This window comes from Bacteroides oleiciplenus YIT 12058, from assembly GCF_000315485.1.
GTDB lineage: Bacteria > Bacteroidota > Bacteroidia > Bacteroidales > Bacteroidaceae > Bacteroides > Bacteroides oleiciplenus.
In genome coordinates this window covers 1-26,031 of record NZ_JH992942.1, presented here as the reverse complement: position 1 = coordinate 26,031, position 26,031 = coordinate 1, and the positions used below count along the sequence as shown (strand labels likewise).

Here is a 26,031-nt window from a genome sequence, read left to right as displayed (position 1 = left end):
AAAGTTAGTGTATCACCCGGAATCAGTCTTTTTTAACCCAACCCGGATACTTGAATGAACAGTTCTTCCAGTTATCGTTGATACGCACGTACGTATGCTTTTGTTTCTCACGAATCCACTTATCCAGCATCTCGTCACGACGTTTTTCCAGTACGATTTCTTTCAGATTCTGATAGTCCTCTGAAATCGTTGCCTTATGTCCGTTAATACGGCTTTTCAACTTTACAATAACACACTCCTCTTTACCGGTTTTCTGCGGAATCATAGTGAATGCTTCAGAAATTTCTCCAACTTTCATTTTATCTACCACCTTTGCAATCTCAGGTGGCAGTTCCTGCATCTCAAACTTGGAAGTATTGGTTTGAGGGTTAGGCAGCAAACCATGATTGTTGCGTGTATCCTTATCTTGTGAAAGTACGGAAGCCGCTTCTTCAAAAGTAAACTTACCGCTACGAATATCATCAGCGATAGAGTCCAGGCGGGCAGTACCCGACATAAGTGCTTCTTCCGGTACATGGGGCTTCAACAAAATATGGCGTACTTTGATACGGTCACCACGTTTCTCCATCAATTGGATAATATGAAAACCATATTCCGACTCTACAATCTTAGAAACCTTGTTCGGGTCCTGCAAGTTAAAAGCTACGTTAGCAAATGCCGGGTCCAGATAACCACGTCCTGTAAAAGGCATTTCACCACCATTGATAGCAGTACCACGGTCGTCAGAATACAGACGTGCCAGCATAGAGAAGCTCTCCCCCTTATTGACGCGTTCCGTATATTCACGCAAACGGCTTTTCACATCTTCAATTTCATCCAAAGGAATCTTCGGCTGTTGCGTGATAATCTGTACCTCTACCTGAGTAGGGATGTAAGGGATGCTATCCTGCGGCAGATCCTTAAAATAGCGACGCACTTCCGCCGGAGTAATTTTAATCTCACCCACCAGCTTTTGCTGCATCTTCTGCACCTTTAAACCTTCGCGCGCATTATCACGCAGAGTTTCACGAATCTGGCTGGATGTCTTATTGAAGTACTCCTCCATCTTCTCGCGAGAACCGATATTGGCGATATACATATTCGTCATATAGTCCACACGCTGAATTACTTCACTCTCAGCAACTTCGATACTATCAAGAGCTGCCTGATGCAGAAATAGCTTCTGTACGGCTATTTCTTCCGGAATCACGCAGTAAGGGTCACCGTCGAACTTACGTCCTTCGTACTGAGCACTCATACGTGCTTCTTCTACTTCAGACTTCAATATAGCCTCGTCGCCCACTACCCAAACTACCTCGTCAATCACATTGTCTTGTCCGTAAACGGCAGAACCGGTCAACAGCGCCAAGGCACATAAAACTACAAACTTAAAGTTCATAAAATTTCTCATTCTGTGTATCTAAACTAATTATATTTAATCTTATCTCTTTTCACTGCCCGCTGATACAAGTCATCTTTCACAGCTTTCATGAATTCCACCTGTTTCAGGTTCAGCACCATATCTTTCACTTTAGGACGGGCAAACTCGTATGGTTCTTGCTCGCCCACCGAACGCAGCTCAGCCACATTCAGAAAATAATAAAACGCCGTATCTTTTAATTCGATATGACGGTTCTTATTCACATAATCTTCCACCTCCGGCACTTTCAAGGGTATCAGGTCAAGTACATCCGACATAGGAACCCACTTGTCATAAAAGTACTCGTACTTCACAGCATTCTGCAAGCTATACTTCTCCAAATGCTCCACTGCATCTTGCGTAGGAGTCTTATACCAACGACGTACATTGTTTAGTTCTGGTGCGGTGAGGGGAACTTTAATGAACAGCCCTTGCACAAGGGGGCGTTCCAACTTGAAAAGATCTTTATTCTTTTCGTAATACTCCGTCAACTCCCGTTCCGAAATCTCATTCGAGAGTCTCTGATGAATCAGCGCTTGCTGATAAGTGTGCATTATCAACGCTTTCCGATAATTCTCCACAAGTTTTTCTATCTCCCCGTTATCGGGAATATTGCTTTGAGCCTTCTCGTATAGCAAGATATCTTCCACCCAGTTGCGGATATAATGCTCGGCAAATAATAAGCTATCATCCTTCGACAACCTTGCCGGAAGTGCAGATTGCAGATCTTCGCGGTAAAGGAAATTGCCGTCCAGCTCCACCAGCGGTGTCTTACCTTTATGGTTGTGTTGCTCGCTACAAGCCACACAGAAAAGGATGGATAGGAGTCCCAGGAAAAATATTCGCATTACCGATATGATATTTACTTATTTCAAGCTACGAAGATAGCGGATTAATCGGTTGCATCAGTGATTATTAACGGTTTTTAAAACCTCTTGGTTTATTTCAACCTTAGCGGCCGCACGCAATTGCGCTATCCAACGCTCTTCCAGATAGTTCTGATAGTCTCCCACCAGCAATCCACGCACTTCCTTATATGACTGCGGCCCCTTCACTTTCTCCCCCAGTAAAGTGGTAAAAGGAAATGACGGCATAGGCTCAGTTTCACCTTTTTTGAAGATTTCCTTATCCACATAGGCGTTATCTCCGAAAGCAAACAATCCTTGTTCAGCCTGCACTTGCAGGGTCTTTGCATTGAACGTTAGCCGGATGGCATTCATCCACTCTTCTTCCGGCAGAGATTTCAGGAACTTGCGGACTTGTTTTCCGATTCGTTTCGTGGTAGTATGCAATACAATTCCTTTATATCGGGGCTTCTTCCAATGATAATCCGAACGATGCTCCGCAAAATATGCAGCCAGTCCGGCTTCATCCGAAGGTACTCGTTCCCAGATTTCCCGGTTACTGATTTCAAACAGCAGCATGCCATCCCGATACTCCTGCATAAGCATGCAAAACTCCGGATATTTCTGTTCCAGACGACTATATTCATAATCGAGCACAGTTTTCATGACAAATCCATCCAACTGGCGTTGCACTCCCCAAGGATGAGCAGCAGCAAAAGGAGCAAACATTTTCCCAGTATACTCTTTCCCATCAAGTACAAACAGTTTTTTATCTGTACTGTCCTTTGAGAGCAATTCATCCATTCCCACCTTATCAATTGTATATTTATATTCTTTTTTTAGTTTCTCCACCAATGCCTCTGTCCCTTTATCCATCCCATGACGACGTGTCTGCCGACGGACTATTTCACTTTTAACCTCATCAAAAGGCAGAATTTCTTTTCGTTCAAGTACTTTGACAATATGAGCACCTTGAGGCGTAAAGAAAGGGCATGACACCTCTCCCGGTTGTAACTCGAATACAACATCCTCAAATTCGGTAGGCATCTGGAGCCAACTTATCCAAAAGGATTTCTTTTCATCAGAAAAACTACGTACACAGGTGTCAAAATCAGCCTGTCCTTTTTGTAATGCCGTATAAATAGAGTCCATACGAGCTTCCACAGCTCGGAGTGCCCCACTAGTTGTTGTTTGAGGGAGATACTTGAAAATATGACTCACCCGTACCTGTCCCGCACGATTATTGGCTTTCATCTTGTCGTACACCTGCCGGGCTGCAAATTCCGATACCGCTCCATCTGTCAGATAAGATTTTGCCAATTGCCGGCGGTATCCTTCCAGTTCTTCACGAAAAGCACGGGTGGTATCCATACCCGCAGCCTCAGCAGCGGCAACTTTCAGTTTAAAGTTCACAAACAGATCAACATATTCTTTCAGCGTCTTCTGTTCCACGCCAGCAAGAGCATTATTCTTATTGTATATGTATTCAAATTCGGACCGGAGCACATCTTTCCCGTTAATACGCATCAGTACAGGATCTTGCTGTGCAGAAACCGCCCAGCCGATACAAAGGAGAATAATTGTCAATCCACTTCTTATCATAACTATCATCTTAGAAAATAACAATGTAATAACGGGGAAATATCTTTTATATTGTTTCAATATAAAACAGATGGTATATATCTTCAAAAACAAAAAATACCCGGAAAGTATTTGCAGCTTCCCAGGTATCCATATATAAAAATAGCCAATATCTTATTCCGGACGACTGTAATTCGGAGCCTCACTTGTAATCGCCACATCGTGCGGATGGCTCTCAAGTACACCAGCATTTGTGATGCGAGTGAACTTAGCATCGTGTAACTGTTCGATATTACCTGCACCGCAATATCCCATACCGGCACGCAAGCCACCCACTAACTGGAAGATTACTTCGTACAATGTTCCTTTATAAGGTACACGTGCTGCAATACCTTCCGGTACGAGTTTCTTAACATCGTTGGTTCCGCTCTGGAAATAACGGTCTTTCGAACCATTCTCCATAGCTTCCAATGAACCCATGCCGCGATAAGATTTGAATTTACGTCCATTGAAGATAATCGTATCACCCGGAGACTCTTCCGTTCCGGCAACCAGCGAACCGATCATTACGCTATATCCTCCGGCAGCTAAAGCTTTCACCACATCACCTGAGTAACGTAAGCCACCATCAGCAATTAAAGGAATACCTGTGCCCTTCAATGCCTTAGCCACATCATACACAGCAGACAACTGGGGAACGCCCACACCTGCCACTACACGGGTAGTACAGATTGAACCCGGACCGATACCTACCTTCACTCCATCAGCACCTGCTTCTACCAATGCTTTGGCAGCTTCTCCGGTAGCAATGTTACCTACTACAATATCAATATTCGGGAAACGTTTCTTAGCTTCTTTCAACTTTTCTATTACATATATAGAATGTCCATGAGCGGTATCAATCACAATAGCATCTGCCCCTGCGTCTACCAAAGCCTGCATACGGTCGAGGGTATCAGCCGTAACACCTACTCCGGCAGCTACACGCAAACGACCTTTGGAATCCTTGCAAGCCATCGGTTTGTCTTTGGCCTTCGTGATATCCTTATAGGTAATCAGACCAACTAACTTACCTTCCTTATCCACAACTGGTAATTTTTCAATTCTGTGTTCCTGCAATATCTGGGAAACAGCTTCCATGTCAGTGGTCGGATTTGTAGTAATGATATTTTCTTTTGTCATAACTTCATCGATATGCTTATCCATATCTCTCACGAAGCGAAGGTCACGGTTAGTAACAATTCCGACCAAATACTTTTCATCATCTACTACCGGAATACCACCAATTCTGTATTCTGCCATCAATGCCAATGCATCTCCCACGGTAGAACCTCTCTTAATGGTTACAGGATCATAAATCATACCATTCTCAGCACGCTTCACAATGGCAACCTGACGTGCCTGTTCTTCGATGGACATATTCTTATGAATAACACCGATACCACCTTCACGTGCAATGGCAATTGCCATTTTCGCTTCGGTTACCGTGTCCATAGCGGCCGTTACAAACGGAATTTTCAACTCAATGTTTTTAGAAAACTTTGTCGAGAGTTCGACAGTTTTAGGGAGCACTTCAGAGTAAGCGGGGATCAACAAAACGTCGTCATAAGTCAATCCATCCATTACAATCTTATCAGCAATAAAAGACATAGGGCTATGCGTTTAAAATTTATTGCGTGCAAATATACGGTTTTTATTCCATTCCATACATCTGCACGCAATATTTTTTTCTTTTTTTAAACCAACAGCCGGAGGTTAGTTCGCCATTTCAGAAATGAACTTGATACGAACCAAACGTACTTCTTCTTCTGTGAATTCGTCCCCCAGTTCATCGAGTGCATCGTCTATATTATCCGTAGTGGATTCCTTGTAGTAGTCGTAGATATCCAACATATGGTCTTCGTCCATAATCTCATCCAGGAAGTAGTCAATATTCAACTTCGTACCAGAGTAAACAATTGCTTCAATTTCATCCAGCAAATCACTGAACTCAATACCTTTGGAAAGGGCAATATCGTCCAGCGCTACCTTACGGTCAATAGATTGAATAATAGAAACTTTCAATTTTGATTTATTGGCAACCGTGCGGACACGCAAATCTTCCGGACGTTCTATCTCATTCTCTTCGCAATGACGCTTAATTAATTTGCAAAACTCTTCACCATAACGTTTCGCTTTACCTGCACCTACACCGGGAATATTCTGCAGTTCGTCTAGTGTCACCGGATAAATGGTAGCCATGGCTTCCAATGATGGGTCTTGGAAAATAACATAAGGAGGAACTTCCAGTTTCTTGGATAGCTTTTTACGCAAATCCTTCAGCATGGAATAAAGAGCCGGGTCGACCGCACAAGAGCCACCTCCACGTGCCGGTGCTTCTTCTTCCACTTCCTCAAAATCATTATCTTCGGTTATCTTGAACGATTTAGGATGTTTCAGGAATTTTTTACCATCATCCGTCACTTTCAGCAAACCGTAATTCTCTACATCTTTACTCAGATACCCCGCAATCAACGCCTGACGAATGACAGCATTCCATGTTTTGTCTTCCTCTCCCATTCCAGAGCCGAAAGCTTCCAGGTCTTCATGCAGGTGCGCCTGCACTTCGGTAGTTTCACGTCCTTGTATAATGTCAATGATATAATCCGCTTTAAAATTTTCTTTCACCGCTAGAATAGCCTCTATCACGGTACATAATAGTTCTTGAGCCTCCACTTGTTTTTTCGGGTTTAAACAGTTGTCACAATTTCCACAGTTCTCTTCCATATACTCTTCGCCGAAGTAATGCAATAGCGTTTTTCGGCGGCATACGGAAGATTCGGCATAAGCAGCAGTTTCCAACAGAAGTTGTTTGCCTATTTCCTGCTCAGCCACAGGTTTTCCTTGCATAAACTTTTCCAGTTTCTGCAGATCTTTATTAGTATAAAAGGTAATGCACTGTCCTTCGCCTCCGTCTCTTCCGGCACGTCCTGTTTCCTGATAATATCCTTCCAGACTTTTCGGAATATCATAGTGAATAACAAAACGCACATCCGGTTTATCAATACCCATACCGAAAGCAATGGTTGCTACAATCACATCTATTTTCTCCATCAAGAAGTCGTCTTGATTTTGCGTGCGTGTTGCAGAATCCATTCCTGCATGGTAAGCGCGGGCATTGATGCCGTTTGCCTGTAGGATTTCAGCAAGTTCTTCTACCTTCTTCCGGCTCAGGCAGTAAATAATACCCGACTTCTCCTGATTATTCTTGATGAACTTAATGATATCTCTATCTACATTATTGGTCTTAGGACGTACCTCATAATAGAGGTTCGGGCGGTTGAACGATGACTTGAACACCTCTGCATCCACCATACCCAGATTCTTCTGAATATCATGCTGCACTTTGGGTGTAGCGGTCGCCGTTAAAGCTATCACCGGAGCTTTTCCGATTTCATTGATGATAGGACGGATACGACGGTATTCCGGACGGAAATCATGTCCCCACTCCGAAATACAGTGTGCTTCATCTACAGCGTAGAAAGAAATCGTCACCGTTTTCAGGAATTCCACGTTCTCCTCTTTCGTTAGTGACTCGGGAGCTACATATAGCAACTTCGTTTTTCCACTGAGAATGTCGGACTTCACTTGATCTATCGCACCTTTATTAAGGGAAGAGTTTATAAAATGGGCAATACCATCTTCTTCACTGAAGTTGCGCATCGCATCGACCTGATTCTTCATCAAGGCAATCAAAGGGGAAATCACAACGCCTGTACCTTCCATCATTAATGACGGTAACTGGTAGCACAGTGACTTACCTCCACCCGTAGGCATCAGCACGAATGTATCGTTGCCTGCCAACAGGTTTTGTATGATAGCTTCCTGATTTCCTTTAAACGTGTCAAATCCGAAGTACTTCTTCAGCTGGTCTGTCAAATTAATCTTCTTCCCTGCCATGATTCATTAGGTTGTTTTTTGAGTGATTGTTTAACATCTCGGTTAGCTGTTCTTTTATTAAGAACTCTAACAAAGTTATAAACAACTTCTTAATTTTCAAGCATAATCCAATGAATATTTTTCAATAAAAAACAAAAAAGTCGGTTCCAGGCATCTTTACCTTCTGATTTTAAGCAGTTTGCAGTCTTGCAATGTTTGCTTTTTCAAGTTGATGTTTTGCGTAATCCAGCTTCACAACAAAGCTATCTTTGTGTTCTGAAGGGATTTCGAACATAGCATCCATCATAATAGTCTCCACAATGGAGCGCAATCCACGAGCACCCAACTTATATTCCACAGCCTTATCTACGATGTATTCAAAGACAGCATCCTCAAACGTCAGCTCCACACCGTCCATTTCGAACAGTTTAACGTACTGCTTGATTATGGAGTTCTTGGGTTCCGTGAGGATGGCACGCAGGGCATCGCGATCCAGCGGATTCAGATAAGTCAGCACCGGCAGACGGCCGATAATTTCGGGTATCAGTCCGAATGACTTCAAATCTTGCGGAGCGATATACTGCATCATATTGCTTTTATCAATCACCGCAGTGTTGCGCACCGCACTATAACCTACCACATGGGTATTCAGGCGCTGAGCTATTTTTTTCTCAATGCCATCGAATGCACCACCGCAGATGAAAAGGATATTCTTCGTGTTCACCGGAATCATCTTTTGGTCCGGATGCTTACGTCCACCCTGAGGTGGCACATTCACCACAGAACCTTCCAGCAATTTCAGCAAACCTTGCTGCACACCTTCTCCACTTACATCACGGGTGATGGAAGGGTTATCTCCCTTGCGGGCAATCTTATCAATTTCATCAATGAACACAATGCCTTGTTCAGCTTCGGGCACATTGTAGTCCGCCACCTGAAGCAGACGAGTCAGAATACTTTCAATGTCCTCGCCTACGTAACCCGCTTCGGTAAGCACCGTAGCGTCTACAATAGTAAAAGGTACGTGAAGCAGCTTGGCAATGGTGCGCGCCAGCAACGTCTTTCCTGTTCCAGTGCTACCTACCATAATGATGTTTGATTTTTCAATTTCCACATCATCACCGCCATCCTTTTGCAACAAACGCTTGTAGTGGTTGTACACCGAAACAGAAAGGAAGCGTTTGGCATCGTTCTGCCCAATGACATATTGGTCAAGGAATTCTTTAATTTCTAAAGGTTTCGGAAGTTCTTTCAAGTTTAGCTTTGTTGCACTACCATTCCTTTTTGCTCCACCCAGTGCCTCCTGAGTTATCTCGTAGGCCTGGGTAGCACAACCATCGCAGATGTAACCGTTCATTCCCGTGATAAGAAATCCGACTTCATCTTCGGAGCGTCCGCAAAAGCTACACTTATTCTTGTTTCTTTTTGAGTCTGCCATATTTATTTTTTAATCAACACTTCATCTACCATACCGTAATCTTTGGCTTCCTGTGCAGTCATCCAGTAATCACGATCAGAGTCTGCCCACACTTTATCGAAAGGCGTATGGGAGTGGTCAGCAATGATAGTATACAGTTCCTTCTTCAGTTTCTGAATTTCACGCGCTGTAATTTCAATATCCGAAGCCTGTCCCTGCGCCCCTCCCATCGGTTGATGAATCATGACGCGGGAGTGGGTTAAGGCCGAACGCTTGCCCTCGGCACCTGCCACTAGCAATACAGCTGCCATACTTGCCGCCATACCGGTACAGATAGTAGCTACATCGCTCGTGATAAACTGCATCGTATCGTAAATACCCAGTCCGGCATATACGGAACCGCCGGGTGAATTAATATAAATAGAGATATCCTTACCCGGATCTACAGAGTCCAGATAAAGTAACTGTGCCTGCAAAGTATTGGCAGTATAATCGTCCACCTGAGTACCGAGGAAGATGATACGATCCATCATCAAACGGGAAAAAACATCCAACTGGGTTACATTAAGCTGGCGTTCTTCCAGGATATAAGGATTCAAATACCCGGCTTGTGATTTAATCACATCATCCAGCACCAAGCTATTCATACCTAAATGCTTGGTAGCGTATTTTCTGAAATCATCCATATTACTTTTATTTTAGGTTTAGTAAATTGAGATGCAAAGAAACAAAAAAGAACACAGAGACACAAAAAAACACAGAGTTATATAATATAAAACTCTGTGTTTCTTAATGATTTTAAACTGTTTTCAGAATAAAAAAGCTTATTCAAACATCTTGTTGAATTCTTCAGCAGAAATTGTTTTGTTGTTCAGCTTCACCTGAGACTTCAAAGCAGAAGCCAGTTTTGCTTCAACAACGCGATTCACGAGACCTTCTACGCTTTCTTTCTTCTTCAGCATTTCTTTTGAGTAGTTTTCCAGGAGTTCTTCGGGAACATTCATCATGCCGTATTGTGCAAATTGCGCACGGGTAGCTTCCTTAGCCATGTTGACCACGTCTTCCTGTTCCACTTTAATATCGTTAGCCTTCACCAGTTGTTCTTTAATCAGGTGCCAAGTCAACTCTTCAATACTCTTATCATAATTATCTTCAACGAATTTCTCGTCTTTGTCCTGGTTATTCAAGCGCATGATACGCTTCAGTAATGCATCCGGGAATTCCAGTTTACCTACCTTTTCCATCAACATCTTGCGAGCATCAAGCAAGAATTTATAATCGGTATCAGCCACAAATTGATTAGCGATAACCTCTTTTACTTTAGCGCGGAATTCTTCTTCCGTCTTCACAACATCCTTGCCACATACCTGATCGAAGATTTCCTGAGTCAGTTCACCTGCAACGAAGCGAGTGACTTCTTCTACCTGATAACTGAAGTTAGACTTCATTTCAGCAGCAGCTTCGTTATCAATCTTCAACAGAGAAGCCAGTTCAGCTGCATTACCATCCCATGCCGTGTGAGGATTGAATACAAGTACATCATTCACTTTAGCATTTGCGAAGATAGCTTTTTGCTCGTCATTCTTCATGTAAGCCGGCATCATGACAGCGCCTTCTACCTGAATACCACCTTCTTTAGTGTTGCCGTTCTCATCCAGTTCAGCAAGCAAACCTTTCAGCATGTCATTATCTTCGTAAACGTCTACTTGTTCGTACTTACCGTTACGTTGAGTATAAGCTTTCACCTGATTGCTTACCATATCTTCTGTAACGTCGATCGTATAATAGTCCACTGTATCTTTAGCGTCTACTTCAGCCTTAAACTCCGGAGCCAAGGCAATATCAAACAAGAATTCGAATTCTTCCATTGTGTCGAAATCAATCTCCTGTTGTTTCTCCTCGTTTGGCAACGGCTCGCCGAGAATATTCACCTTATTATCTTGAATGTACTTATATACAGCCTCCGAAAGAGCCTTGTTCACTTCTTCAGCGATAGCAGATTTTGCATACATTTTCTTCACCAGGCTCATTGGTACCATACCCTTACGGAAACCCGGAATCTGAGCTTTCTGGCGAATGCTTTTCAATGATTTATCAACTTTTTCCTGATAATCTGCTTTCTCAAGCTTTACAGTAAGCAGAGCGCTTACTTTGTCAATGTTTTGTAATGAAACGTTCATTCTGACAATTATTTATTTGATTTATACTTTATTCCAATCTCAAACGAGGGTGCAAAATTAGCGTTATTCTTTCAATTATCAAAAAAACATTGCTGAATTATTTCTTTATAACAGTATGGAGAGATTGCTTATACTAAACGATAGTCGCTACATTTTAAAAGAAAAGGTTAGCAACATGGGGATGTTAGTAGTACTAATAAGAGGTGTTGATAGCACTACACCCGGATGTTAGTTACACTATCGTTTAAAACAAATAGCATTATTAATATAAGATACACCCGACAAATAGTTATCATATAAGGTATTTATATGTATATCCGAAAGAAAAAGCAAAAAAAGCAGTAACGGAACATTGTTTTTCCGAAATTATTCAGTTTCTTTGTTGCGGAATGGTTTATGTTCCAAGAGAGTTTTATTCATTTATTTATTTTACATTTTCAGTATGAACATTTACGTAGGAAACCTTAACTACAAAGTTAGGGAATCAGACCTGCAAAAGGTCATGGAAGATTACGGTACTGTAACCGAAGTCAAATTTATTAAGGATCGCGAAACCGGCCGTTTCAGAGGCATTGCATTCGTAGAAATGGAAGACGCAGCTGCCGCAGCCAAAGCGATTGAAGAACTTGACGGTGCAGAATACTTCGGCCGTAACATGGTAGTGAAAGAAGCAAGACCTCCGAAGTACTAATTATATAAGGAGAAAAAACAAGACCGCCTGTTTCTTGAAAAAGAGACAGGCGGTCATTGTTTTTAGTGATAAGTGAACAGCAGGTTGTGTCAATCACTTATCACTAACTACTTATCATTATTTCATGAAATCTTTGCGACGAAGCACAAAGCTATTACTCAAATACTTCTCGCGCACGATCTTATTCTCGGACAGTTCTTCCGGTGTTCCCTGGAACAAGATTTTACCCTCAAACAACAAATAAGCACGATCGGTAATACTCAACGTCTCCTGCACGTTGTGGTCGGTAATCAGAATACCGATATTCTTATCTTTCAGTTTCCACACGATTTGCTGAATATCTTCCACTGCAATCGGGTCAACTCCGGCAAAAGGTTCATCGAGCATGATGAATTTAGGGTCGATGGCAAGGCAACGGGCAATCTCCGTACGACGGCGTTCTCCTCCCGAAAGCTGATTACCTTTATTCTTACGCACCTTCTGTAAACGAAATTCCGCAATCAGATTCTCTAACTTCTCCTTCTGATATTCCAATGGTTTATCTGTCATTTCCAATACGGAAGCAATGTTATCTTCCACACTCATCTGGCGAAATACAGATGCCTCCTGTGCCAGATAGCCGATACCTGTCTGCGCACGTTTATACACCGGATACTTCGTTATATCCAGATCATCCAGAAAGATACGCCCTTCATTCGGCGTAATCAATCCTACGGTCATATAAAATGAAGTCGTCTTACCGGCACCGTTCGGTCCCAGCAAACCTACAATTTCTCCTTGCTTCACATCTATGGAGACGTGGCTCACCACCGTACGTTTACCGTATTTTTTCACCAGGTCTTCGGTACGAAGCACCATTTTGCTTTCTTCCATATCTTTGTAGCTCATACATTTTGCCGCAAATGTAGCAATTATCAGCAGAAAATGGGGTATATTTGCACACAAAATAGTTAAGAGTCATGATAAAAGCACTTAAAACTGTCGGAAGATACATCATGTTGATGGGGCGCACTTTCGCCCGTCCGGAGCGTATGCGCATGTTCTTCCGCCAATATCTCAATGAGATGGGGCAACTCGGCGTGAACTCTATCGGTATCGTATTGCTGATATCGTTCTTCATCGGCGCCGTTATTACCATACAGATCAAACTGAACATCGAAAGTCCATTCATGCCTCGCTGGACGGTGGGTTATGTAACGCGTGAAATCATGTTGCTGGAATTCTCTTCCTCCATTATGTGTTTGATATTAGCGGGAAAAGTAGGTTCCAACATTGCTTCTGAGCTGGGAACCATGCGGGTGACGCAACAGATTGACGCACTCGAAATCATGGGTGTCAATTCCGCTAATTATCTGATACTTCCCAAAATTTTTGCTATGGTTACTACGATTCCATTCCTGGTGACCTTCAGTATCTTTGCCGGTATCATCGGCGCTTTCGCCACGTGTTGGTTTGGCGGCATCATGTCGGCTGTAGACCTGGAATACGGCTTGCAATACATGTTCGTGGAATGGTTCATCTGGTGTGGCATCATCAAGTCATTATTCTTTGCGTTCATCATCGCCAGTGTATCGGCCTTCTTCGGCTATACCGTCGAGGGCGGCTCCATAGAGGTGGGCAAGGCCTCTACAGACTCTGTGGTATGCAGTAGCGTACTAATCTTGTTTGCCGACTTAATATTAACTAAACTCTTAATGGGATGATTGAACTGAAAGGACTTTGGAAATCATTTGAAGGCCGGGATGTATTGAAAGACATCAATGCCACTTTCGAGAATGGAAAAACTAACCTCATCATCGGACAAAGTGGTTCGGGAAAGACGGTATTAATGAAATGTATTGTGGGCTTGCTGACGCCTGAACGGGGCGAATTACTATACGACAACCGTAATTTCCTTGCTATGGGCAAGAAAGAAAAGAAAGCCTTGCGCCGGGAGATGGGAATGATTTTCCAGAGCGCAGCTTTATTCGACTCCATGACCGTTTTGGACAACGTTATGTTCCCGCTGAACATGTTCAGCAATGACACATTTCGTGACCGTACTCGCCGTGCCATGTTCTGCCTGGACCGCGTGAATCTAAGTGAGGCGAAAGACAAGTTTCCGGGTGAAATCAGTGGTGGTATGCAAAAGCGCGTCGCCATCGCCCGTGCCATTGCCCTGAACCCGCAGTATTTGTTTTGTGACGAACCAAACTCTGGACTGGATCCCAAGACTTCACTCGTCATTGATGAACTGATACATGACATCACCCTCGAGTACAACATGACAACTCTCATCAATACCCACGACATGAACTCCGTAATGGGTATCGGTGAGAAAATCATCTATATCTACGATGGATACAAGGAATGGGAAGGCAGCAAGGACGATATCTTCACCTCCAGCAACAAGAAGTTGAATGATTTCATCTTCGCATCCGACCTCTTCCGTAAAGTAAAAGAACTGGAAGTACAGAACATTGAAGGATAGGGCGTCTAATCTCGCCTACCACTATATCAAGAGAGCGTCCGGAATAAATCCCGGACGCTCTTTTCCTCATAAAACCAGTTAATAGAATTGATATATATCTTCACGATATATTTTGATTGTCCTATATCTTCATGAGAAAACAAGAAGAACAATTTCAATTACGGGAGCAAAGATAACCAAAAGAAGCTAATAAAAAATCACGGAAAACCGTTACTTATTGAATTATCCATAACTCAATCCAACTTTATCCATCCTTGAGTAGCAGCCTTGACTACCATGTCTATTGCGTTTTTCGCACCAAACTTACTAATAAGCCTCTTGCGAAATGTTTCTACAGTATTTTCTGATATTCTTAATAATTCAGCAATCTCATGAGTATTCAGGCCTTTGGATACAGCTTCCAATACATCACGCTCGCGTCGTGTCGGAGCATTCTTGAACTGCAGACCTGCCGACACTGAACCCAATTTTTGAGAAATAGAAGCAAATCGGGAGCAAGTATATGTTTCTCCCTTCAGCACACTACGAATAGCCGCCATCAATTCCGTAGGAGTCGAAGCTTTCAAAATGACTGCATTAACTCCACATTGCACCAGTCGGTTCACCATCCATATCTCCTCATGCATCGTATTAACAATAATCCGCGCCTGATCATTCAACTCACGGAGTTTGGCTATCAACTCAAAGCCGGACATATCCGGGATACTGATATCCAGAATATGCACATCATAATCGCGCTTTTCAATCAATTCCACAGCCCGTTTTCCGGAAGTCACTGCATCTGCCACGATTGCTTCCGGCATCTTATTCACAACTCTACAGATACCTTCCAATATCAGACTATGGTCATCTACCACCAGTAATTCAGCTTTTACATTCTTTTCCATCACACGACTTAGATTAGTACGTCTATCTTCAGCCGGGTTCCTTCACCCGGAGCAGAAGTCAGTTCAACTTTAGCACCGATAGTCTCCGCCCGCTGCCTGATGGTCCGCAAGCCGATACCTTTATTTTTTCTACCTACATCAAATCCTTTTCCATCATCTGCAACAAGTATGGAAAGGTTATTATTGTCCAATACCAACTCCACCTGTATACAGGCCGAACCGGCATATTTCACAGCATTGCTCATCGCTTCCTGAACAATGCGATAACATTCGAAACCAATGCATTTTGGCACTATACTCCAATCAACATTTTCTGTAGAATGATATTCCACATGCACATTCTCGGGTAAAGACAGATGCAGCACATAGTCTGCTAGCATCTCCTCAAGTGTGGCATACTGGAAGACAGGCGGCATCAGTTCATGAGAAAGAGTCCGCAGCCTGTCCCGAGTATTACTTAACAAGCCCAATTGCTCATCCAATTTCATACTTTCTTCACTGGAAATAGTACGGATATTCATTTCAAGCGCAAGCAGGTTGTTGCATACATCATCATGCAATTCAGTAGCCATGCGTTCACGCTCACTCTCCAATCCATCAATATATTTTCTCGTCAAGCGCAGTTCAGTTGCTTTCCGGAGTTCAAGGAACTCCCGTTCTTTCTCACTAGCTGCATTCGCCAGCATAGCAATCCTCGCCCTCTGCCGCTGGCGCGCGTAGAGTGAGCCTAATAATAAAATCCCCAATAATGAAATCACCGAACCTACTATAATGCGGTGTCGCAACATGTATGTTTCCTGTTCCAACTGTTCCCGCTTCAAGGTAACAATTTCCAATTCCTTTTCTTTCGTTTGATACTTCACGGAGTATTCCGATAGCTGCTCAGTCTGTTCAGTGTGGAAAACCGAGTCGCGCAGTGCATAAGCCTGCGTCAAATATTCATAAGCCAACGATGAATTATTCATGGAAAGATAACATTCTGACAAGTGCTTATAATGTTCATAATCACGTGCATCTTTATAACCGCTACGAAGCATATCAATGACTCTGCGATAATATACAATGGCCTCCGCATAGCTCTTGTTCTCCTGCAACAAAGCGGCTTTCGCCTGATAATATCGGAAACGCTCCGCATCAGTCTGCAATTCATGCGCCAATTTATCCAACTTCTGCAAATATTCCATTGCCAGATTCAGCTTTCCATCCATCCGATAGGCATTCACAAGATAATTATACGCATCACATAACAGATGCCTGTCGTTTACTTGCTCCAAAATAGAAATAGCTTTCAACAGCGCAGTAATCCCCTCTGCACGCATTTCCGCCACTCTAATCTGGATAGCACCCAGGTTAACGTAGCACGCACCGACTCTTCTTTTATTGCCTGTCTTCAAAGCATATTCCATAGCTTTCTTTGAAAGAGGGATAGCATCCTTCGGACGGTTCCAGTCACAATAAGCTGTTGCTATATTCCCATAAATGAAAGCAATCGCATCATGATTACCACGTAATTCGCACAAATGGAGTGCCTGTTCAAAATTATAAATGCAGTTCTCCAAATCTTTCTTCCGACGATAAATAACCCCTAGTTGGTTTAGGTTTTCAATCAGCATAGCTGTATCTTTATCGGCTGCAGAACGCTCACTGGCACGAATTGTATAAACCAAAGCCGAATCCGTACGGCCTTCAAAGAGAAACGAACTGGCATAATTCGTCAACATCGTGCGACATACCTCTTCCGCACCCGCCAAACCTTCGCCGGCTTTCAGTCCCCTCCGGAAATAATGACGTGCAGAGTCATAACGTGCCTCTGCATTGCAATAATATCCCATATCGCAGCAAGCATGAGCGATTTCAAACTTCAGCCTCGACTTTTCTGCTAAAGCAATAGCTACCCGTTTCAGGGCATATCCCCGTTCGAAATCTCCTTTAATACAGTGCCCTTCACTGGCCCAAATATAATATTCTACAAGATGTTCCGGCTCCTTACTATCTGTAGCCAACTGATGAATAGAATCTGCATATAAGAGCAACAAGTCAGCGTCTTCCTCTGTCTGATAAAGATATTTACAGACTTTGATATAACTATCCAAACTTTTGTCTTGAGCGGCTTGTTGCTGCAGAATGCACAAATCCGACTCGTCCTTTGCCCATAGTACACCTATGGAAAAGAACAAGAGGCATCCTAATAACCAGCCCTGACGTTTCATCTAATCCTTTTTTTCTGTTGTCATACAAAAATAAATATTATATCCATATAAACCTACTTATTATTTACATTTCCTTACCTAAAAGCAAAAAAACCACCTGATTTATTATCAAATCAGATGGCTTCATTTCATTTTTCTATATTCAGGATTTCTATTTCTGACGAATATAAATATTTATCGGAGTTCCTGTCAGATTCCATTTTTCACGCATCTTGTTTTCCAGGAAACGCTTATACGGTTCCTTCACATACTGCGGCAGGTTAGCAAAATACACAAAAGAGGGTACCCGCGTGTTAGGCAACTGCGTGATATATTTAATCTTGATATACTTACCCTTGATCGCAGGCGGTGGATATGCTTCAATTAACGGAAGCATTTCTTCGTTTAAGCGGGCAGTAGGAATACGCATCATACGATTGTCATACACTGCACGAGCTTCTTCCAGTACTTTCAGGATACGTTGTTTAGTCAAGGCCGAACCGAAAATAATAGGAAAATCAACAAACGGAGCAAAGCGATTACGGATAGCATCCTCGAAAGTTTTCATCACTTTCACAGTTTTATCTTGCACCAGGTCCCACTTATTCACTACCACCACCAAACCTTTGGAATTCTTCTGTATCAAGGAGAATATATTCAAATCCTGACTCTCAACACCACGCGTAGCATCCAGCATAAGGATACATACATCCGCATTCTCAATGGAACGGATGGAACGGATTACGGAATAATATTCCAAATCTTCATTTACCTTACTTTTCTTACGGATACCGGCAGTGTCTACCAAATAGAAATCAAATCCAAACTTATTGTAGCGAGTATAGATAGAATCACGCGTCGTACCAGCTATCTCCGTCACGATATTGCGGTCCTCACCGATAAAAGCATTCACAATGGAAGACTTACCTGCATTCGGACGTCCCACCACTGCAAAGCGGGGAATATCCTCATCCAATATTTCATCAGTGTCTTTCTTAAATGTACCTACAATCAAGTCCATCATATCACCGGTTCCACTACCCGTCATAGCCGAAATGCAATAAGGATCACCCAACCCCAGCTTATAAAATTCGGGAGCATTGTATTGCAGCTCTCCGTTATCAGTCTTATTAGCAATCAGCAGCACCGGCTTCTGAGTGCGGCGCAGAATAGTTGCCACTTGCATATCAAGGTCAGTCACCCCGTTCATTACATCCACTACAAACAAAATCACGTCTGCTTCTTCCACAGCCATCAATACTTGCTTGCGTATCTCTTCTTCAAAAATATCGTCAGAGTTCACCACCCATCCGCCGGTATCTACCACGGAGAACTCCTTCCCCAACCATTCAGATTTGCCGTACTGGCGGTCGCGTGTTGTTCCTGCTTCCTCGTTCACAATCGCCTGACGTGTTTTAGTCAAGCGGTTAAATAAAGTAGACTTTCCCACATTGGGGCGTCCTACGATTGCAACTAAATTTCCCATAGTTCACTCTCATTGTTTTTTTGCGACTGTCACAGTCGTATGAATACTCTAATCCTGTTGATAACCGAAATTGCGCAACTCCTTGTCCGAACTGCGCCAGTCCTTATCCACTTTCACAAATGTCTCCAGGAAAATAGTTTTCCCAAAGAACCTTTCTAATTCCCGGCGCGCCTCAGTAGCCACCTTCTTCAGTGCCTTGCCCTGCTTGCCGATAATTATTCCTTTCTGCGAATCACGCTCCACATAAATTACAGCGCTGATATGTATTTTTTTCGCATCCTCCTTAAATTGTTCCACCACTACCTCTACCGAGTAGGGTACCTCCTTGTCATAGTACAACAAGATTTTCTCCCGGATAATCTCGTTCACAAAGAAACGTGCCGGTTTGTCCGTCCACTGATCCTTGCCAAAGTAAGGCGGCGAGTCAGGCAACAATTCTTTCACCCGCTTCATCACGTAGTCCACATTGAACTTCGTTGTTGCAGAAATCGGAATGATCTCCGCGTTAGGCAACAGCGCCTTCCACGCTTCCACCAGCTCCACCAGTTTCTCCTGGTTCGACAAGTCAATCTTGTTAATAAGCAGCAGAACAGGGATTTCCATGCCTGCCACTTTCTCTACAAACTCATTATGCTTATCGGGTGTCTCAACCACATCTGTCACATATAGCAAAACATCCGCATCCGTCAGTGCCGAAGTAGAAAAATTCAGCATAGACTCCTGCAACTTATACTGTGGCTTCAGCACCCCCGGAGTATCCGAAAATACAATTTGCATATCATCCGTATTATAGATACCCATAATACGATGACGGGTCGTCTGCGCCTTAAAAGTAGCAATTGAAATCCGTTCGCCCACTAAGGCATTCATCAACGTAGATTTACCTACATTGGGATTTCCCACGATGTTTACAAAACCAGCTTTATGCATTACATTCCTGTATTTTAGTTGAGACAAAAAAACGCATCGAAAATAGGATGCGTTTTTTTCTTATCTGTCAGCGTAACGTTCGTTACTGTTTTTTTCCGTCATACCCCCACTTCACGTAAACGGCTCCCCAGGTAAATCCTGCACCGAATGCCGTAAAGATCAGGTTATCGCCTTTTTTCAGTTTATCCTCAAAATCCCACAAACAAAGCGGAAGTGTACCGGCACTCGTATTACCGTAATGCTCGATGTTAACCATCACTTTCTCACGGGGAACCTCCAGGCGATGGGCTACTGCATCAATAATACGCAAGTTTGCCTGGTGAGGAATGATCCAGTCGATATTATCTTTATCCAAGTGATTTCTTTCTGCAATGGCAGCACAAGCATCCGACATGTTCGATACAGCATATTTAAATACCGTACGGCCTTCCTGATAAAGAAAGTGCATATGGTTATCCACTGTAAAATAAGAAGGAGGGCATACAGAGCCACCAGCTTTCATGTGCAAGAAAGGCAATCCTTTACCGTCTGTTCTCAGAATAGCGTCCATAACGCCAAGGTCTTCCGTAGTGGGTTCCATCATAACTGCGGCTGCACCATCACCAAAAATCGGACAAGTGGCACGCTCAGTATAATCTACCATAGACGACATTTTATCAGCACCCACTAAGATAATCTTCTTATATCTTCCCGAACGGATAAAATTAGCTCCAGTTTCCAACAAATACAAGAAACCACTACAAGCGGCCTGCAAGTCAAAAGCAAAAGCGTGTTTTAATCCGAGCTTGTCACACAAGATGGAAGCTGTTGAAGGGAAATGATAATCAGGAGTAGTGGTAGCGACAACTATCAAATCGATATCATCAGGATTGGAACCTGTACGCTGCATCAACTGCTTGACGGCTTTGCGAGCCATGTACGAAGTACCCAGTCCCTCTTCGTTCAGGATATGTCTTTCCTTTACTCCGATACGGGTCATAATCCATTCATCATTGGTATCTACCATCCTTGATATCTCATCATTCGTCAAGATATAATCGGGTACATATCCACCGACTCCTGTAATTACTGCATTTATTTTTTCCATTAATCCTGCTTAAGTTAATAAATACCTAAACAACGGTAGTCTAAAAAGGTTTGTGCTTACAAATCTTTTTAGACACCCGGCATTCAAGTATATTCTTTATCAGGCTGCAAATTAAACAGCAGCTTCTTTCTCAATAGCAAGCTTGCCTCTGTAGTATCCGCAAGCACCACACACAGTGTGATATACATGCCATTCGCCACAGTTCGGGCAAATAGCCAATGTAGGAGCTACTGCCTTATCATGAGTTCTTCTCTTTGCAGTTCTTGTTTTAGACTGTCTTCTCTTAGGATGTGCCATTTTTTTTTAATCTTTAATTGTTATCTAATATTTTCTTCAATTCATTCCAACGCGGATCAATCTGCGTTTCCTCTGCATCACCACCATCCGGCAGTACATCTTCACCTTCTATGAAGATATCATCTTCTGCATCATCTTCGTCCGCTTTCGTCCGTAGATGCTTGTGCAACTTACTGCTCACTGCCTTGTTACACTTTCCAGGAGCATGCACATGCTTCATCGGAATAGCCAACGCAATAAACTCATACATGAACCATGCCACATTGATTTCCCCTTCTTCCTCAGGAATCACAATGAGGTTGTCACCTTCTTCAGCATACTCATGGCCAAATTTCACCATCAACTTATCAGTAGAACTGACCGGCTGTTCCATATCGTCCAGACAACGGTCACACGGTACCCATACCATACCATCCGTCTGGAAGTTCAATTCGAAAGCACGAGATGTTTTCTTTACAACCAGTGTAACATTTACTTTGCCCTTTTGTACTTCCGGGCCATCAATGTTAGCAAAGAAAAGGTTATCCAGCACAAACTCATACTTACAAGAGTCTGCCTGCATGCCTTTCAAATCAATTTTGTATTTATCAAACTTTCCCAAAGCTTCTTTTATTTATTCGGGCGACAAAGATACAAATAATTATCCTCATAATGTAGAAATTAGCGACGAAATATTCATTTTTTAAGCTCTATTCTGAATATCGTCCCCTTATTGATCTCAGATTGCTTCACAAAAATGCGTCCCGAATGATACTCCACCACAATCCGGCGTGCCAATGAAAGGCCCAGTCCCCATCCTCTTTTTTTAGTAGTATATCCGGGAGCAAATACTGTTTCAAAGTTTCGTTTGTCAATACCCTTTCCCGTATCCGCCACATCAACATACCAATATCTTGACGTTTCCTGTACTGAGATGACCAGTGTCCCTACTCCGTTCATTGCGTCAATGGCATTCTTGCAAAGATTCTCTATCACCCATTCAAACAAAGCAACATTCAGTCGCAGAGTTGGAAGTGTATCAGGCAGATTGGTTATGATCTTCACTTTATCCGAAGTACGATGAGCAATGTAATCCGTCACACGTTCCAACAAAGCCTTCAGATCAGCATCCTCCAATTCTGGTATAGAACCTATTTTAGAAAAGCGATTGGCAATCATCTGTAAACGTTCCACATCTTCTGCCATAGCTGGAATCAGGTTATCCTGCGGATATTGCGTCCTTAATAATTCCGTCCATGCCATGAGTGAGGAAATAGGTGTCCCCAGTTGATGGGCAGTTTCTTTTGAAAGTCCTACCCATACTTTATTTTGTTCAGCCTTTTTGGAGCTCAATAAGGCAAAGATGGCAATTAAAACAAAAATGAGCACCACCGTCAATTGTACATAAGGATAGGCCGCCAAGCGGGTAAGCATCAAGGAAGGACCATAATATACATTCAGATAATCACCGTCACCATTCAGGTTGATACGAATACAATGGCCTTCACGGTTGAAATGATTCAACTTCTCTTTCAGTACGGTTATTGTATCGGAGGAGGATAATTCTATATTCCTGTATGTTTGTACATCTCCACTCTGATCGGCTACAATTACCGGAATGGTATGATTAGCATTCAGTACTTTCAGCACCATCGTCAGGTCAGTATTTCCATCAGCAGTTTGCAAGTTCTTCATTGCTTCCGCCCATACTTCCATACGTACCCGTTCTTCGGCAGATAAGTCGCTTATCAGAGAATGGGAAACGTAAAGGGAGGCAATAGCTATCACTATGGCAGCCAGTACCAACCAGAATTTTATCGGACGGATTTGTTTTATGAAATGCATTATATATGAATAAGGTGTAAACTTACTGTATATAAACGGGAAAAGCAAAGAAATATTATACCTATAAAAACAAAAAAGCCCCCACATCAATTGATATGGAGGCTTCTCTCTAAAACGGCGACTACCTACTCTCCCACTTTACGCAGTACCATCGGCGTGATTAGGCTTAACTTCTCTGTTCGGAATGGGAAGAGGTGGAACCCTAATGCTGTAATCACCTGAATAAGTCAGACATGATGTAAAAAGTAAAGGAATTAGTCTTAATCTTTGCGGATTAAGCCGCTGAACGTATATATCCGCCATACAAGGCAAGAACTAAAAGTGAACGGGCAATTAGTAATGCTCGGCTATGATGTTACCACCTGTACACCTGCATCCTATCAACGTTGTCGTCTTCAACGACCCTAAGAAATCTAATCTTGTGGCTGGCTTCGTACTTAGATGCTTTCAGCACTTATCCAATCCCGACTTAGATACCCAGCAATGCACCTGGCGGCACAACTGGTAAACCAGAGGTCAGTCCAACACGGTCCTCTCGTACTAGTGTCAGAGCCACGCAAATTTCATACGCCCACGATAGATAGAGACCGAACTGTCTCACGACGTTCTGAACCCAGCTCGCGTGCCACTTTAATGGGCGAACAGCCCAACCCTTGGGACCTTCTCCAGCCCCAGGATGTGACGAGCCGACATCGAGGTGCCAAACCCCTCCGTCGATATGAGCTCTTGGGAGGGATCAGCCTGTTATCCCCGGAGTACCTTTTATCCTTTGAGCGATGTCCTTTCCATACAGAAACACCGGATCACTATGCTCTAGTTTCCTACCTGATCGACTTGTTAGTCTCCCAGTCAAGCGCCCTTATGCCATTACACTCTACCGCCGGTTACCAATCGGCGTGAGGGCACCTTTAGAAGCCTCCGTTACTTTTTTGGAGGCGACCACCCCAGTCAAACTACCCACCAAACAGTGTCCTCGCAGTGCGAGTTAGAACTCAAATAACCAAAGGGCCGTATTTCAACAGCGGCTCCACAAATACTGGCGTACCTGCTTCAAAGCCTCCGGCCTATCCTACACATCAATTACCCAAATTCAATGTTAAGCTATAGTAAAGGTTCACGGGGTCTTTTCGTCCCATCGCGGGTAATCGGCATCTTCACCGATACTACAATTTCACTGAGCTCACGGTTGAGACAGTGTCCAGATCATTACACCATTCGTGCAGGTCGGAACTTACCCGACAAGGAATTTCGCTACCTTAGGACCGTTATAGTTACGGCCGCCGTTTACTGGGGCTTCAATTCAATGCTTCTCTTGCGATGACATCTCCTCTTAACCTTCCAGCACCGGGCAGGTGTCAGGCTGTATACTTCATCTTTCAATTTTGCACAGCCCTGTGTTTTTGTTAAACAGTTGCCTGGACCTATTCTCTGCGCCCGTCATTGCTGACGGGACCCTTTATCCCGAAGTTACAGGGTCAATTTGCCTAGTTCCTTAACCGTGAATCACTCAAGCGCCTTAGTATATTCTACCCGACTACGTGTGTCCGTTTACGGTACGGGTACCTTAAAGATTAAGTTTAGCGGATTTTCTTGGGAGTATGTTTACATGCACTATTGGCTTGTTCGTAAGGATTTTGTATACTATCAGGTTCGACTCTCGGTGCGGATTTGCCTGGCCTGATCAACATCTACACCCTTCAACGGACTATTCCGTCAGTCCGCGGCACTATCACGCCTCCGTCTCCACGTCACTCTTTAAGGTAGTACAGGAATATTAACCTGTTCTGCCATCGGCCTCACCGTTCGGCTGAGCCTTAGGACCCGACTAACCCTGATCCGATTAGCGTTGATCAGGAAACCTTAGTCTTTCGGCGAGGGGGTTTCTCACCCCCTTTATCGTTACTTATACCTACATTTGCTTTTCCACACGCTCCAGCAAAGCTCACGCTTTACCTTCAACGCAGAGTGGAATGCTCCCCTACCGATGTTTACACATCCCATAGCTTCGGTAAATTGCTTATGCCCGATTATTATCCACGCCAAACTCCTCGACTAGTGAGCTGTTACGCACTCTTTAAATGAATGGCTGCTTCCAAGCCAACATCCTAGCTGTCTTAGCAATCTGACTTCGTTAGATCAACTTAGCAATTATTTGGGGACCTTAGCTGATGGTCCGGATTGTTCTCCTTTAGGACATGGACCTTAGCACCCATGCCCTCACTCCTGATATAGAACTAATACGCATTCGGAGTTTGTCAAGACTTGATAGGCGGCGAAGCCCTCGCATCTTATCAGTCGCTCTACCTCATATTAGTATAAATCAAGGCTGCACCTAAATGCATTTCGGGGAGTACGAGCTATCTCCAAGTTTGATTAGCCTTTCACCCCCACCCTCAGCTCATCCGGAAGCTTTTCAACGCTTATCGGTTCGGTCCTCCAGACAGTGTTACCTGTCCTTCAACCTGGCCAAGGGTAGATCACTTGGTTTCGCGTCTACTCCTTCCGACTATCCGCCCTGTTCAGACTCGCTTTCGCTTCGGCTGCAGGTCTCAAGACCCTTAACCTTGCCGGAAAAAGTAACTCGTAGGTTCATTATGCAAAAGGCACGCCGTCACAGTTTAAACTGCTCCGACCGCTTGTAGGCGCATGGTTTCAGGGACTATTTCACTCTTCTATTCGAAGTACTTTTCACCTTTCCTTCACAGTACTGGTTCGCTATCGGTCTCTCGGGAGTATTTAGCCTTACCGGATGGTCCCGGCAGATTCACGCAAGATTCCTCGTGTCCCGCGCTACTCAGGATACCACTAGGGTTAAATTAGCTTAGTATAC

20 protein-coding genes and 2 rRNA genes are annotated in these 26,031 nt (G+C 43.4%); 3 read left to right on the top strand and 19 right to left on the bottom strand.

All coding sequences use genetic code 11. The features are described 5' to 3' along the window. Window positions 1–22 precede the first annotated feature (22 nt). The 8 genes from HMPREF9447_RS13780 to tig all read right to left on the bottom strand — a co-directional run bounded on the left by HMPREF9447_RS13780 (window position 23) and on the right by tig (window position 11,340). Window positions 23–1,390, bottom strand: coding sequence for a peptidylprolyl isomerase (locus tag HMPREF9447_RS13780; RefSeq protein WP_044138188.1), 1,368 nt, complete (start codon window positions 1,388–1,390; stop codon window positions 23–25). Between the two features lie 14 nt (window positions 1,391–1,404). Then, the gene (locus HMPREF9447_RS13775) at window positions 1,405–2,247 is read right to left on the bottom strand and encodes a peptidylprolyl isomerase (RefSeq protein ID WP_009130338.1); all 843 of its coding nucleotides are present in this window, start codon (window positions 2,245–2,247) and stop codon (window positions 1,405–1,407) included. Window positions 2,248–2,304: 57 nt separating this feature from the next. After that, window positions 2,305–3,855, bottom strand: coding sequence for a peptidylprolyl isomerase (locus HMPREF9447_RS13770; protein WP_044138187.1), 1,551 nt, complete (start codon window positions 3,853–3,855; stop codon window positions 2,305–2,307). A 144-nt stretch (window positions 3,856–3,999) separates the two neighbouring features. After that, entirely contained in the window at window positions 4,000–5,475 is a 1,476-nt protein-coding gene (gene guaB / locus HMPREF9447_RS13765) for an IMP dehydrogenase (RefSeq protein ID WP_009130336.1), read from the bottom strand. A gap of 105 nt (window positions 5,476–5,580) precedes the next feature. Beyond that, window positions 5,581–7,764 carry a DNA helicase RecQ gene (gene recQ / locus HMPREF9447_RS13760; RefSeq protein ID WP_009130335.1) on the bottom strand — a complete coding sequence of 728 codons (2,184 nt, stop codon included), beginning with the start codon at window positions 7,762–7,764 and terminating at the stop codon, window positions 5,581–5,583. A gap of 169 nt (window positions 7,765–7,933) precedes the next feature. Continuing rightward, entirely contained in the window at window positions 7,934–9,181 is a 1,248-nt protein-coding gene (gene clpX, locus HMPREF9447_RS13755; RefSeq protein ID WP_009130334.1) for an ATP-dependent Clp protease ATP-binding subunit ClpX, read from the bottom strand. Between the two features lie 2 nt (window positions 9,182–9,183). Then, window positions 9,184–9,846, bottom strand: coding sequence for an ATP-dependent Clp endopeptidase proteolytic subunit ClpP (gene clpP / locus HMPREF9447_RS13750; protein ID WP_009130333.1), 663 nt, complete (start codon window positions 9,844–9,846; stop codon window positions 9,184–9,186). A 138-nt stretch (window positions 9,847–9,984) separates the two neighbouring features. Beyond that, window positions 9,985–11,340, bottom strand: coding sequence for a trigger factor (tig, locus tag HMPREF9447_RS13745; RefSeq protein ID WP_009130332.1), 1,356 nt, complete (start codon window positions 11,338–11,340; stop codon window positions 9,985–9,987). Between the two features lie 442 nt (window positions 11,341–11,782). Between tig and HMPREF9447_RS13740 the strand changes: the two genes are divergently transcribed. Further along, on the top strand, window positions 11,783–12,031 hold the full coding sequence (locus tag HMPREF9447_RS13740; protein ID WP_009130331.1) for an RNA recognition motif domain-containing protein: 249 nt from the start codon (window positions 11,783–11,785) through the stop codon (window positions 12,029–12,031). Between the two features lie 117 nt (window positions 12,032–12,148). On the opposite strand, the gene lptB is transcribed toward HMPREF9447_RS13740, so the two are convergent. Further along, complete coding sequence (gene lptB / locus HMPREF9447_RS13735) at window positions 12,149–12,904, bottom strand: LPS export ABC transporter ATP-binding protein (protein WP_044138237.1); 756 nt, start codon at window positions 12,902–12,904, stop codon at window positions 12,149–12,151. An 86-nt stretch (window positions 12,905–12,990) separates the two neighbouring features. Between lptB and HMPREF9447_RS13730 the strand changes: the two genes are divergently transcribed. Both HMPREF9447_RS13730 and HMPREF9447_RS13725 read left to right on the top strand, forming a co-directional pair. Then, window positions 12,991–13,734: an MlaE family ABC transporter permease gene (locus tag HMPREF9447_RS13730; RefSeq protein WP_009130329.1), complete on the top strand. Its 744-nt coding sequence runs from the start codon at window positions 12,991–12,993 to the stop codon at window positions 13,732–13,734. Continuing rightward, a complete protein-coding gene (locus HMPREF9447_RS13725) occupies window positions 13,731–14,501 on the top strand; it encodes an ABC transporter ATP-binding protein (protein ID WP_009130328.1) in 771 nt (256 codons plus the stop codon). The genes HMPREF9447_RS13730 and HMPREF9447_RS13725 overlap by 4 nt, the downstream gene beginning before the upstream one ends. 233 nt (window positions 14,502–14,734) lie before the next feature. Here the strand turns inward: HMPREF9447_RS13725 and HMPREF9447_RS13720 are convergent, their stop codons facing one another. The 10 genes from HMPREF9447_RS13720 to HMPREF9447_RS13675 all read right to left on the bottom strand — a co-directional run. Further along, entirely contained in the window at window positions 14,735–15,388 is a 654-nt protein-coding gene (locus HMPREF9447_RS13720) for a response regulator (protein ID WP_009130327.1), read from the bottom strand. Between the two features lie 8 nt (window positions 15,389–15,396). After that, a complete protein-coding gene (locus HMPREF9447_RS13715; protein ID WP_009130326.1) occupies window positions 15,397–17,598 on the bottom strand; it encodes an ATP-binding protein in 2,202 nt (733 codons plus the stop codon). A 151-nt stretch (window positions 17,599–17,749) separates the two neighbouring features. Next, window positions 17,750–19,063, bottom strand: coding sequence for a ribosome biogenesis GTPase Der (gene der, locus HMPREF9447_RS13710; protein ID WP_009130325.1), 1,314 nt, complete (start codon window positions 19,061–19,063; stop codon window positions 17,750–17,752). A 48-nt stretch (window positions 19,064–19,111) separates the two neighbouring features. Next, window positions 19,112–19,993 (bottom strand): GTPase Era, encoded by an 882-nt coding sequence (gene era, locus HMPREF9447_RS13705; protein WP_009130324.1) that lies wholly within the window; start codon window positions 19,991–19,993, stop codon window positions 19,112–19,114. 82 nt (window positions 19,994–20,075) lie between these two features. Continuing rightward, complete coding sequence (locus tag HMPREF9447_RS13700; RefSeq protein WP_009130323.1) at window positions 20,076–21,080, bottom strand: beta-ketoacyl-ACP synthase III; 1,005 nt, start codon at window positions 21,078–21,080, stop codon at window positions 20,076–20,078. A gap of 111 nt (window positions 21,081–21,191) precedes the next feature. Continuing rightward, window positions 21,192–21,377, bottom strand: coding sequence for a 50S ribosomal protein L32 (rpmF, locus tag HMPREF9447_RS13695; RefSeq protein WP_002562387.1), 186 nt, complete (start codon window positions 21,375–21,377; stop codon window positions 21,192–21,194). A 13-nt stretch (window positions 21,378–21,390) separates the two neighbouring features. After that, window positions 21,391–21,978 (bottom strand): YceD family protein, encoded by a 588-nt coding sequence (locus HMPREF9447_RS13690; protein WP_009130322.1) that lies wholly within the window; start codon window positions 21,976–21,978, stop codon window positions 21,391–21,393. Window positions 21,979–22,052: 74 nt separating this feature from the next. After that, the gene (locus tag HMPREF9447_RS13685; protein ID WP_044138236.1) at window positions 22,053–23,201 is read right to left on the bottom strand and encodes a sensor histidine kinase; all 1,149 of its coding nucleotides are present in this window, start codon (window positions 23,199–23,201) and stop codon (window positions 22,053–22,055) included. A 112-nt stretch (window positions 23,202–23,313) separates the two neighbouring features. Further along, window positions 23,314–23,423, bottom strand: a 5S ribosomal RNA gene (gene rrf / locus HMPREF9447_RS13680). 91 nt (window positions 23,424–23,514) lie between these two features. Then, window positions 23,515–26,031 (bottom strand): 23S ribosomal RNA (locus tag HMPREF9447_RS13675); the annotation flags it as partial.